Source organism: Pseudomonas sp. PSE14, assembly GCF_029203285.1.
Classification (GTDB): Bacteria; Pseudomonadota; Gammaproteobacteria; order Pseudomonadales; family Pseudomonadaceae; genus Pseudomonas.
The window spans coordinates 638,577-650,507 of the sequence record NZ_CP115669.1 but is presented as its reverse complement, the minus strand read 5'-3'; the positions used below and the strand labels follow the sequence as shown (position 1 = coordinate 650,507).

11 protein-coding genes and 4 tRNA genes are annotated in these 11,931 nt (G+C 59.6%); all 15 read right to left on the bottom strand.

Annotation, left to right across the window (positions count from 1 at the left end):
• Positions 1-16 precede the first annotated feature (16 nt).
• The 15 genes from rpoB to birA all read right to left on the bottom strand — a co-directional run bounded on the left by rpoB (position 17) and on the right by birA (position 11,862).
• A complete protein-coding gene (gene rpoB / locus O6P39_RS03015) occupies positions 17-4,090 on the bottom strand; it encodes a DNA-directed RNA polymerase subunit beta (RefSeq protein ID WP_275609981.1) in 4,074 nt (1,357 codons plus the stop codon).
• A 222-nt stretch (positions 4,091-4,312) separates the two neighbouring features.
• The gene (gene rplL / locus O6P39_RS03010) at positions 4,313-4,684 is read right to left on the bottom strand and encodes a 50S ribosomal protein L7/L12 (RefSeq protein ID WP_275609980.1); all 372 of its coding nucleotides are present in this window, start codon (positions 4,682-4,684) and stop codon (positions 4,313-4,315) included.
• Between the two features lie 76 nt (positions 4,685-4,760).
• Positions 4,761-5,261, bottom strand: coding sequence for a 50S ribosomal protein L10 (gene rplJ, locus O6P39_RS03005; protein WP_015475313.1), 501 nt, complete (start codon positions 5,259-5,261; stop codon positions 4,761-4,763).
• Between the two features lie 202 nt (positions 5,262-5,463).
• Entirely contained in the window at positions 5,464-6,159 is a 696-nt protein-coding gene (gene rplA / locus O6P39_RS03000) for a 50S ribosomal protein L1 (protein WP_275609979.1), read from the bottom strand.
• Positions 6,159-6,590, bottom strand: coding sequence for a 50S ribosomal protein L11 (rplK, locus tag O6P39_RS02995; RefSeq protein WP_275609978.1), 432 nt, complete (start codon positions 6,588-6,590; stop codon positions 6,159-6,161). The genes rplA and rplK overlap by 1 nt, the downstream gene beginning before the upstream one ends.
• 119 nt (positions 6,591-6,709) lie before the next feature.
• Entirely contained in the window at positions 6,710-7,243 is a 534-nt protein-coding gene (gene nusG, locus O6P39_RS02990) for a transcription termination/antitermination protein NusG (protein ID WP_015475310.1), read from the bottom strand.
• A gap of 9 nt (positions 7,244-7,252) precedes the next feature.
• On the bottom strand, positions 7,253-7,621 hold the full coding sequence (secE, locus tag O6P39_RS02985; protein WP_275609977.1) for a preprotein translocase subunit SecE: 369 nt from the start codon (positions 7,619-7,621) through the stop codon (positions 7,253-7,255).
• A 44-nt stretch (positions 7,622-7,665) separates the two neighbouring features.
• Positions 7,666-7,741 (bottom strand) — tRNA-Trp (locus O6P39_RS02980).
• A gap of 53 nt (positions 7,742-7,794) precedes the next feature.
• The gene (tuf, locus tag O6P39_RS02975; RefSeq protein WP_152219891.1) at positions 7,795-8,988 is read right to left on the bottom strand and encodes an elongation factor Tu; all 1,194 of its coding nucleotides are present in this window, start codon (positions 8,986-8,988) and stop codon (positions 7,795-7,797) included.
• Positions 8,989-9,071: 83 nt separating this feature from the next.
• Positions 9,072-9,147, bottom strand: a tRNA-Thr gene (locus O6P39_RS02970).
• A 19-nt stretch (positions 9,148-9,166) separates the two neighbouring features.
• Positions 9,167-9,240: transfer RNA gene (locus tag O6P39_RS02965), tRNA-Gly, on the bottom strand.
• A 25-nt stretch (positions 9,241-9,265) separates the two neighbouring features.
• A tRNA-Tyr gene (locus tag O6P39_RS02960) sits at positions 9,266-9,350 on the bottom strand.
• A 141-nt stretch (positions 9,351-9,491) separates the two neighbouring features.
• Entirely contained in the window at positions 9,492-10,169 is a 678-nt protein-coding gene (locus O6P39_RS02955; protein WP_275609976.1) for an SPOR domain-containing protein, read from the bottom strand.
• A gap of 9 nt (positions 10,170-10,178) precedes the next feature.
• Positions 10,179-10,928 (bottom strand): pantothenate kinase, encoded by a 750-nt coding sequence (locus tag O6P39_RS02950; protein ID WP_275609975.1) that lies wholly within the window; start codon positions 10,926-10,928, stop codon positions 10,179-10,181.
• On the bottom strand, positions 10,918-11,862 hold the full coding sequence (birA, locus tag O6P39_RS02945; protein ID WP_275609974.1) for a bifunctional biotin--[acetyl-CoA-carboxylase] ligase/biotin operon repressor BirA: 945 nt from the start codon (positions 11,860-11,862) through the stop codon (positions 10,918-10,920). The genes O6P39_RS02950 and birA overlap by 11 nt, the downstream gene beginning before the upstream one ends.
• Positions 11,863-11,931: the final 69 nt, after the last annotated feature.

The window sequence follows — 11,931 nt, the reverse complement described above, 5'->3', positions numbered from 1 at the left end:
GTTCTGACGTCACGTGTTATTCGGTTTCCAGTTCGATATCGATGCCGAGCGAGCGGATCTCTTTGATCAGCACGTTGAAGGACTCGGGCATGCCGGCCTCCATGCGGTGATCCCCGTCCACGATGTTCTTGTACATCTTGGTACGGCCGTTCACGTCGTCCGACTTCACGGTCAGCATTTCCTGCAGGGTGTAGGCGGCACCGTAGGCTTCCAGCGCCCAGACCTCCATCTCCCCGAAACGCTGGCCACCGAACTGCGCCTTACCACCCAACGGCTGCTGGGTAACCAGGCTGTAGGAGCCGGTGGAACGTGCGTGCATCTTGTCATCGACCAGGTGGTTCAGCTTGAGCATGTACATGTAACCAACGGTGGTCGTACGCTCGAACTGGTTGCCGGTGCGGCCATCGAACAGACGCATCTGGCCGCTCTCCGGCAGATCGGCCAGCTTCAGCATGGCCTTGATCTCGCGTTCCTTGGCACCGTCGAACACCGGGGTAGCCATGGGCACGCCACCCTTGAGGTTGTTGGCCAGAGCGATGATCTCGTTATCGTTCAGCTCGTCCAGGTTCTCCTGGCGGCCGCCGATCTCGTTGTAGATCTCGTTCAGGAAGGCACGCAGTTCGGCGATCTTGCGCTGCTCTTCGAGCATGCGGTTGATCTTCTCGCCCAGACCCTTGGCCGCGAGGCCCAGGTGGGTTTCGAGGATCTGACCGACGTTCATACGCGACGGTACGCCCAGCGGGTTCAGGACGATATCGACCGGAGTACCGTTGGCGTCGTGCGGCATGTCTTCGACCGGCATGATCACCGAGACCACACCCTTGTTACCGTGGCGGCCCGCCATCTTGTCGCCCGGCTGGATGCGGCGCTTGATGGCCAGGTAGACCTTGACGATCTTCAGTACGCCCGGAGCCAGGTCGTCGCCCTGCTGCAGCTTGCGCTTCTTGTCTTCGAACTTGTCGTCCAGCATCTGACGGCGGTCGCTGATGTAGGCCTGGGCCTTCTCCAGCTGCTCGTTCAGAGCGTCTTCCGCCATGCGCAGCTTGAACCACTGGCCGCGCTCGAGGCCGTCCAGGTACTCGTCGGTGATCTCTGCGCCTTTCTTCAGGGCAGGACCGCCGTCGGCCTTGGCACCGACCAGAGCGGAACGCAGACGCTCGAAGGTCGCGCCTTCGACGATGCGGAACTCTTCGTTCAGATCCTTGCGGATCTCGTCCAGCTGCATCTTCTCGATGGACAGGGCGCGGCTGTCGCGCTCTACGCCATCACGAGTGAAGACCTGTACGTCGATGACGGTACCCTTGGTGCCGGTCGGCACGCGCAGGGAGGTGTCCTTCACGTCGGACGCCTTCTCACCGAAGATCGCGCGCAGCAGCTTCTCTTCCGGAGTCAGCTGGGTCTCGCCTTTCGGGGTGACCTTGCCGACCAGGATGTCGCCGGCCTGCACTTCGGCGCCGACGTAGACGATACCGGCTTCGTCCAGCTTGTTCAGCGCAGCCTCACCCACGTTCGGGATGTCCGCGGTGATTTCTTCTGGGCCGAGCTTGGTGTCACGGGCAACGCAGGTCAGTTCCTGAATGTGGATCGTGGTGAAACGATCTTCCTGGACCACGCGCTCGGACAGGCAGATGGAGTCTTCGAAGTTGAAGCCGTTCCAGGGCATGAACGCTACGCGCATGTTCTGACCCAGAGCCAGTTCACCCATGTCGGTGGACGGACCGTCGGCCAGGATGTCGCTGCGCGAAACCTTGTCACCCTTCTGCACCAGCGGACGCTGGTTGATGCAGGTGTTCTGGTTGGAACGGGTGTACTTGGTCAGGTTGTAGATGTCGACGCCGGCTTCGCCAGTCTCGACTTCGTCGTCGTTCACGCGCACCACGATACGGCTGGCATCGACGGAGTCGATCACGCCGCCCCGGCGAGCAACCACGCAGACACCGGAGTCACGGGCGACGTTGCGCTCCATGCCGGTACCTACCAGCGGCTTGTCAGCGCGCAGGGTCGGTACAGCCTGACGCTGCATGTTCGAACCCATGAGTGCACGGTTGGCGTCGTCGTGCTCGAGGAACGGAATCAGCGAGGCAGCGACGGAAACAACCTGCTTCGGCGAAACATCCATGAGGGTGACGTCTTCCGGCGCCTTCACGGTGAATTCGTTCAGGTGACGCACGGCTACCAGTTCGTCGATCAGCTGGCCTTTTTCGTTCAGGGTCGCGGACGCCTGAGCGATGACGTGGTCAGCTTCTTCGATCGCGGAGAGGAAGACGATGTCGTCGGTGACCAGACCTTCCTTCACCACGCGGTACGGGCTTTCCAGGAAGCCGTACTTGTTGGTGCGGGCGTAGGTAGCCAGGGAGTTGATCAGACCGATGTTCGGACCTTCAGGGGTTTCGATCGGGCACACGCGGCCGTAATGGGTCGGGTGTACGTCACGAACCTCGAAGCCTGCGCGCTCACGGGTCAGACCACCTGGGCCGAGTGCGGAGACGCGGCGCTTGTGGGTGATCTCGGAGAGCGGGTTGTTCTGGTCCATGAACTGCGACAGCTGGCTGGAACCGAAGAATTCCTTGATCGCAGCAGCCACCGGCTTGGCGTTGATCAGGTCCTGCGGCATCAGGCCTTCGCTTTCGGCCATCGACAGGCGTTCCTTGACCGCGCGCTCTACACGCACCAGGCCAACGCGGAACTGGTTCTCGGCCATTTCGCCGACGCAACGGACACGACGGTTACCCAGGTGGTCGATGTCGTCGACGATGCCTTTACCGTTACGGATGGCAACCAAGGTCTTGAGGACCTCGACGATGTCTTCCTTGCTCAGTACGCCCGGGCCTTCGATCTCGGTGCGACCGATACGACGGTTGAACTTCATGCGGCCAACGGCCGACAGGTCGTAACGCTCGGCGCTGAAGAACAGGTTGCCGAACAGGGTCTCGGCAGCTTCCTTGGTCGGCGGCTCACCAGGACGCATCATGCGATAGATCTCGACCAGCGCTTCCAGTTGGTTGCTGGTGGAGTCGATCTTCAGCGTGTCGGAGATGAACGGACCGCAGTCGATGTCGTTGGTGTACAGGGTTTCCAGACGCACGACCTGGGCCTTGGCGATCTTGGCCAGGGCGTCGACGGTCAGCTCGGTGTTGCACTCGGCGATGATCTCGCCGGTAGCCGGGTGCACGACGGCCTTGGCCACGGTACGGCCAATCAGGTAGTCGAACGGCACTTCCAGCTGGGTGATACCAGCCTTCTCGAGCTGGTTGATGTGGCGCGCAGTGATACGACGACCCGCTTCGACGATGACCTTGCCGCTGGCATCCTTGATGTCGAAGCTGGCGATCTCGCCACGCAGACGCGACGGCACCAGCTCCAGGTTCAGGGTCTCGCCCTTGATCTGGAAGACGTTGGTGTCATAGAACGCGTTGAGGATTTCCTCGGTGCTGTAGTTCAGCGCGCGCAGCAGGACGGACGCCGGCAGCTTGCGGCGACGGTCGATACGGACGAACACGCAGTCCTTCGGATCGAACTCGAAGTCCAGCCAGGAGCCGCGGTAGGGGATGATGCGAGCGGAGTACAGCAGCTTGCCGGAGCTGTGGGTCTTGCCACGGTCGTGGTCGAAGAACACACCCGGGGAACGGTGCAGCTGGGAAACGATGACGCGCTCGGTACCGTTGATGATGAAGGTACCGTTCTCGGTCATCAGGGGGATTTCCCCCATGTAGACTTCCTGTTCCTTGATGTCCTTGATCGCTTTGTTCGACGATTCTTTGTCGAAAATGATCAGGCGCACTTTCACACGCAGCGGGACGGCGAAGGTCACACCGCGCAGCACGCATTCCTTGACGTCGAATGCCGGCTCACCCAGACGGTAGCCGACGTATTCCAGGGCAGCATTGCCGGAATAGCTGATAATCGGGAAAACGGACTTGAAGGCCGCATGCAGGCCGATGTCTCGAACCTGGTCCTTGCTCGCGCCGGCCTGCAGGAATTCGCGATAGGAATCCAGCTGGATGGCCAGCAAATACGGCACATCCATGACGTCCGGCAACTTGCTAAAGTCCTTGCGGATACGTTTTTTCTCAGTGTATGAGTAAGCCATCAGCGTTCCCCAGCTTGGTCACCTGCTTGTTTGGCCTCTCCCTCGCAGGGAGCAGCCCAAAAATCGTGCAAACCCTAGGTTTGCGCCGCCACTCGGGCGGGATTTTCGCGTTATGGAGGGGCACCCACGGCACCCCACCCATAACGGAAAAAGGCCGGTGGCAATTGCCACCAGCCATCAGCCTGTCGCTTAACGCTCGGGCTGTAGACGCAAGGTCCGAACTTACTTGAGCTCGACCTTGGCGCCTGCTTCTTCCAGGGCTTTCTTGGCAGCTTCGGCTTCTTCTTTCGAAGCGCCTTCCTTGACCACGCCCGGGGCGCCGTCAACGACAGCCTTGGCTTCTTTCAGGCCCAGGCCGGTCAGTTCACGAACGACCTTGATCACGTTCACTTTCTTGTCGCCAGCTTCGGCCAGGACGATGGTGAACTCGGTCTGCTCTTCAGCAGCAGCAGCCGGGCCAGCAGCCGGGCCAGCAGCAACAGCAGCAGCAGCGGTAACGCCGAACTTCTCTTCCATCGCCTTGATCAGTTCAACGATCTGCATGACGGACATTTCGGATACGGCGTTGATGATGTCTTCGTTGGTCAGAGCCATGACTCTAATTCCTGTATTGGGTGACGGCCTAAGGCCATCGAATTAAACAAAAAAGGTTGAAAGGAGTTGCCGAGCCTTAGGCTGCGGTAGCTTCTTTCTGATCGCGAATTGCCGCCAGAGTACGAGCCAGCTTGCTGGTAGCGCCCTGAATGACGCTCATCAGCTGTGCAACAGCTTCGTTGTAGGTCGGCAGGGTCGCCAGCACGTCGATCTGATTGGCTGCGAGGAACTGACCCTCGAACGCGGCCGCCTTGATCTCGAACTTGTCCTGACCCTTGGCAAACTCCTTGAAGATACGAGCGGCAGCGCCCGGATGTTCGTTGGAGAAAGCAATCAGGGTCGGGCCCTTGAACACGTCGTTGAGCACTTCAAACTGAGTGCCTTCAACGGCGCGCTTGAGCAGGGTGTTACGTACGACTTTCACGTACACACCAGCTGCGCGGGCCTCTTTACGGAGTCCGGTCATTGCGCCGACAGTCACGCCGCGTGCATCAACCACGACAGCGGACAGACCGGCTTTGGCAGCCTCGTTGACTTCAGCGACGATGGCCTTCTTGTCTTCGAGTTTAATTGCCACGGGTTTACTCCTGGATGTTACCGATTCGTCCAGCCGGAGCCGGACGGCGTTTTGGTGTCTGATTCGGTTAACGAATCGGGAGCACCATCTGCGTAGGCTTGAGGTTTAAGGCTTGCGCCGCCTACGGTCTTGGACAGCCCCCGCCAGGCAGGGACCCCAATACCTGCGAACAGTGGGCGAACCCACTGTTCGACTTAGTTCATCAGCCTTCCAGCGAAGCCTGATCGATCTGCAGACCCGGGCCCATGGTGGTGCTCAGGGTTACGCGCTGAACGTACACGCCCTTCGAGGAGGACGGCTTCAGACGCTTCAGATCGCTCAGCAGCGCTTCCACGTTCTGCTTCAGCTTGGCCGGCTCGAAGTCGATCTTGCCAACAGAAGCGTGGATGATGCCGTTCTTGTCGGTACGGAAACGTACCTGACCGGCCTTGGCGTTCTTGACGGCGGTGGCGACGTCCGGAGTCACGGTGCCGACTTTCGGGTTCGGCATCAGACCGCGCGGGCCGAGGACCTGACCCAGCTGGCCAACAACGCGCATGGCGTCCGGGGAAGCGATGACGACGTCGTAGTTCAGGTCACCGGCCTTCATTTCGGCAGCCAGTTCGTCCATACCGACCTTGTCAGCACCGGCAGCCAGAGCAGCTTCAGCGCCCGGACCCTGGGTGAAGACGGCAACGCGTACGGATTTGCCGGTACCGTTCGGCAGAACGGTGGCGCCACGTACGACCTGGTCGGATTTACGCGGATCAACGCCCAGATTGATGGCGATGTCTACGGATTCCTTGAACTTGATGGTCGACAGTTCGGCCAGCAGTTTGGCGGCATCTTCGAAGCCGTATTGCTTGCCAGCTTCAACCTTCTCGGCGATAGCCTTTTGACGCTTGGTCAGCTTAGCCATTACACACCCTCCACGTTCAGGCCCATGCTGCGCGCGGAGCCAGCGATGGTACGTACGGCAGCGTCCAGGTCAGCAGCGGTCAGGTCAGCCTGCTTGGCCTTGGCGATCTCTTCCAGCTGAGCACGGGTAACAGTGCCCACTTTCTGGGAGTTCGGACGAGCGGAGCCGCTGGAGATGCCGGCTGCTTTTTTCAGCAGAACGGATGCCGGGGTGCTCTTGGTTTCAAAGGTGAAGCTGCGGTCGCTGTAAACGGTGATGATCACAGGAGTCGGCAGACCAGGTTCCATGCCCTGGGTCTTGGCGTTGAACGCCTTGCAGAATTCCATGATGTTCACGCCGTGCTGACCCAGAGCCGGGCCGACGGGCGGCGACGGGTTGGCCTGGCCGGCCTTTACTTGCAGCTTGATGTAAGCCTGGATTTTCTTAGCCATTTGCTACTCCAAATTCGGGTCAAGCGCCCTGACGGGCTCCCCGGTTGCTTTCGCGTTTATCCCAATGACGACAAAACCCCGCAGCCTATGGCTGCGGGGTGTGGGATTCATTGTGCCAGTTAAACTTTCTCTACCTGGCTGAACTCCAGCTCTACCGGGGTAGAGCGACCGAAAATGAGCACAGCGACCTGGATGCGGCTCTTTTCGTAGTTAACCTCTTCGACGACGCCGTTGAAATCAGCGAACGGACCATCGATCACACGAACGGTCTCGCCCGGCTCGAACAGGGTCTTCGGCTTCGGCTTGTCACCGCTATCAGCAACGCGACGCAGGATGGCGTCAGCTTCCTTATCGGTGATCGGAGCCGGCTTGTCGGCAGTACCACCAATGAAGCCCATGACGCGAGGAGTATCCTTGACCAGGTGCCAAGTACCCTCGTTCATTTCCATCTGCACCAGGACATAGCCGGGGAAGAACTTGCGCTCACTCTTGCGCTTCTGGCCGTTCCGCATCTCCACGACTTCTTCGGTGGGGACGAGAATCTCACCAAACCCGTCTTCCATGCCGGCCAGTTTGACCCGCTCGATCAGCGAGCGCATGACATGCTTCTCGTAACCCGAGTAAGCATGCACAACGTACCAACGCTTAGCCACGGAACACCCTTAACCTACGATCATGGAAACCAGCCAACCCAGCAGGGAGTCGAGCCCCCAAAGCACCAGCGCCATTACCAGCACTACTGCCACTACGATCAGCGTGGTCTGAGTTGTCTCTTGACGAGACGGCCATACAACCTTGCGAATCTCGGCGCGAGCTTCTTTAGCGAGAGTAAAGAATGCACGCCCCTTGACGGTCTGCAGCGCAGTGAAACCTGCAGCAGCAGCCATTACGAGAATACCGAGAACGCGATAGAAGATCGGTTGCGCCGAGTAATACTGGTTGGCAACCACCGCCACCACAACCAGCACCGCAACCACAAGCCACTTCAAGAGATCAAGACGCGACTCTTTGGCTTCTACCTTCGCATTCATCTGCTAGGAATCCCGTTTAAAGAAGTGCCAGATCTTGAGGAATCTGGCAGGCCAGGAGGGAATCGAACCCCCAACCTGCGGTTTTGGAGACCGCCGCTCTGCCAATTGAGCTACTGGCCTAGAACAAAGTCAGGCCGACCATTATGCCGGCCTGAGGGGAAAAGATCAATCGATTATTCGATGATCTTGGCAACCACGCCGGCGCCAACGGTACGGCCGCCTTCGCGGATCGCGAAGCGCAGGCCATCTTCCATGGCGATCGGAGCGATCAGGGTGACAACCATTTTCACGTTGTCGCCCGGCATTACCATCTCAACGCCTTCCGGCAGCTCGCAGTTGCCGGTTACGTCGGTGGTACGGAAGTAGAACTGCGGACGGTAGCCCTTGAAGAACGGGGTGTGACGACCGCCTTCTTCCTTGGACAGCACGTACACTTCGCACTCGAACTTGGTGTGCGGCTTGATGGTGCCCGGCTTGGCCAGAACCTGGCCACGCTCTACGTCTTCACGCTTGGTGCCGCGCAGCAGGACGCCGACGTTCTCACCAGCACGACCTTCGTCGAGCAGCTTGCGGAACATTTCAACGCCAGTGCAGGTGGTCTTGGTGGTCGCCTTGATGCCGACGATTTCCACTTCTTCCTGAACCTTGACGATGCCACGCTCAACACGACCAGTTACCACGGTGCCACGACCGGAGATCGAGAACACGTCTTCGATCGGCATCAGGAACGGCTGGTCGATTGCACGAACCGGCTCGGGGATGTAGGAGTCCAGGGTCTCTACCAGCTTGCGCACGGCGGAAACGCCCATCTCGTTGTCGTCCTGACCGTTCAGAGCCATCAGAGCGGAACCCACGACGATCGGGGTGTCATCACCCGGGAAGTCGTAGGTGTTCAGCAGGTCGCGAACTTCCATCTCGACCAGTTCCAGCAGCTCGGCGTCGTCAACCATGTCGGCCTTGTTCAGGAACACGACAATGTAAGGAACGCCTACCTGACGGGACAGCAGGATGTGCTCGCGGGTCTGCGGCATGGGGCCGTCAGCAGCCGAGCAAACCAGGATCGCGCCGTCCATCTGGGCAGCACCGGTGATCATGTTCTTCACGTAGTCGGCGTGGCCCGGGCAGTCTACGTGCGCGTAGTGGCGAACGGGCGAGTCGTATTCAACGTGAGAGGTGTTGATGGTGATACCACGAGCCTTCTCTTCCGGCGCGTTGTCGATCTGGTCGAAAGCGCGAGCGGAGCCGCCCCAGGTCTCGGAGCAGACCTTGGTCAGAGCAGCGGTCAGAGTGGTTTTACCGTGGTCAACGTGACCGATGGTGCCGACGTTTACGTGCGGCTTGTTACGCTCAAACTTTTCTTTAGCCATCTTGACCGCCTCCCGTAAGGAATTGAGAAAGTCACGTCACCATTAAAACAAAGGCAGATATTTTCATATCTGCCTTTGCGAGATGGAGCTCATGAGCGGATTTGAACCGCTGACCTCACCCTTACCAAGGGTGTGCTCTACCAGCTGAGCTACATGAGCAAGACATAAGCAACAAACTTGGAGCGGGTAGCGGGAATCGAACCCGCATCATCAGCTTGGAAGGCTGAGGTTCTACCACTGAACTATACCCGCGGAGCTTGAGGCTCACGCTTGAAACTGGTGGAGGGGGAAGGATTCGAACCTTCGAAGTCTGAGACGTCAGATTTACAGTCTGATCCCTTTGGCCGCTCGGGAACCCCTCCGAGTGAGGCGGCATTCTACAGCCTGCCACCGCGTTGTCAACTGTTTTTCTTTAAAAAACTTGAGCTTAGCTCTTCGACAACGGCTTCCAGTGTTTTCCCTTTTCAGGTCACCCCTGTGAAGCGGGCGCCATTCTATTCAAACTATTGAGGGCTTGCAACGCTTTTGCATGGCATTGTTTGTTTTTGCAGTTCTGGGAAATCCGGAGCCAATTGGCGCACCAGGGAATCGTCCACCAGGCGACTGCTATCGGGGGCGACCTGCACCCAATAATCGTGCTGCGAGCGCGCCAGTTCGCGGATCAGCGCGTCATAGCCTGCCGACTTCAGGCGCTCCACGATACTGTCCGCGGAGTCCTTGCGTTGAAAGATCCCTAGCGAGATGCCATCCGCCAGGTCACCCTCGGTAATGATGTAGCTGTCGATCTTTCGCGCCTGCAGCTCGCGCAGCTGCCACAGCGATGCCTGACGTGAAGCCAGGGGCGGCAGATATACCCAATAATCCATACCGGCAGCCGCATCCACCGTCTGCACCGACGCCTGCACATCCAGACTGATAAGTCGCTGCGCCAGCAGCCGGGCGCGCTCCTCGGCCGGGAAGCTCCCCAGGAACAGGCAGGCCGACGCCGGGGCCGCCGGCTTTTCATCAGCCTGCCGGCGCTGGGGCGCCTCGCTCGACTCGCTCAGCAGGCGAATATTCTTCTGCTCACTATGGAACAGACTCAGGGGCGCAACTTCCTTGGGACGGAGCGGCGCCTGCTGCTGATGCCATACGTAATAAAAGACGTTCAATGCCAACAGGAACAGAAAGAACCAACGCATCAATCAGACTCACTCAATCGGGCAGGCGAGCGCCAGGCCGAGAAACACCAGATCCGGAAGCACCACGGCGCGCGCAAGCTCGTCCTTCACCAGCTCGGCATCCCCCCCGGTGAGGTACACCGCACATTCGTCGCCCAGCAGTTGGCTGGCCAGGGCGCATTGTTCGCGCACGAAACCCCGAAGCATCAGAACGCAACCACGCTCCACCGCTTCAGAGGTTTCCTGACCCGGCAACAGATTCTGCAACGCCTCATGGGCCGCCTCATCGTCATAGCGAATACGGCGTGTATGCGTCCGCAACTGGCTACGCATCAGCGGCATCCCAGGGGCGATGTAACCGCCCATGTGGCGCCCGGAGGCATCAACCAGATCGGAAGTCACCGCAGTGCCGAGATCGATCACCAGACAACCACGCCCCGCCAGACAATGCCCTGCCACCAGTGCAAGCCAACGATCCATACCCAGACGCTGGTATTCGCGATAGCCGTTCACGACGCCAGCGAGCTCTTTCGCCGGCGCGGCAACCTGGACTGAGACGGGAAACGCATTTTCGAGCGAGCTGCGCAGCGCCTCGGTTTCCTGCTCACTGCGCACACTCACCATGCGGCAATAGCGAATATCCAGAGCGCCGTTTGCCTGCAACTGTGCAAGCAGCGCCGGATCAGAATCGGCCACGCCCCCGGCAACAGTCACCAGATCGTGTTTTCTGACCACACGCCACTTGATCAGGCTATTACCGCAATCCAATTCAAGAATCATCAGACAACCTCAGGCTCAGCTCGCCTCCGCTGTAACGCTGCTCCTGCCCATCGACCAGAAGGCGCAAAGCGCCTCGCTCATCGATGCCCAACGCGCGCCCAACGATATTATTGGCGGCAGTGGATAGCGTGACCTGCTTCCCCTGCCAAAGATGAAGAGACTCCCACTCCTCGAGGCTGGCAGAGAAACCTTGCTCGCGGTGGCGGGAAAGCACCTGGGCAAGCTCCAACTCCAACTCTGCGAGCAGCGCATTACGATCGAGCAACACACCCAGCGCCTCACGCAGCGACGTCCAGGGCTGATCAATAGTCTCGGCTTTGCGCATATTCACATTGATGCCGATACCAATGGCGACGCTGCAGATATCGGCGGGATCTCCCGTGAGCTCCAGCAGTATGCCGGCGATCTTCCTGCCACCGACCAGGACGTCGTTGGGCCACTTGAGCCCGACATCGGCAACACCCAGGGAGCGAATGGCGCGCGCAACAGCAAGCCCTACCACAAGGCTCAGCCCTTCGAGCTCCTTCGCACCACCTCGAACAGCAATGCCAAGGGTGTAATAGATGTTGGCGCCGAATGGGCTTTCCCACTGACGCCCACGCCGGCCGCGCCCGGCGGTTTGGCGCTCCGCCAGAATAGCGAACGGCGCAGCCGCGCCCGCGGCTAGGCGCCGCAGCACTTCAGCGTTGGTGGAGTCGATGGAGAAAAGCACATCCAGCGGCCAGGGGCCGAAGCCCTGCCTGGGCGCGATGATGCTCAGTGGCTCTTCCAGGCGATAGCCACGACCGCGCACTCTCTGCACGACCATCCCGTAGTCGCGCTCGAGACCTTCGAGGCGTTTCCAGACGGCACTTCGGCTTACCCCGAGCAGAGCACCGAGCTCTTCTCCTGAATGGAAGCGGCCATCGCTCAGCAATGTCAGCAAGGTCTGCATATCACCCCCGCAATATTCAGGCACGCATCATATAGAGGCATGCCGGACTTGCCTATGCAGCAAAACACC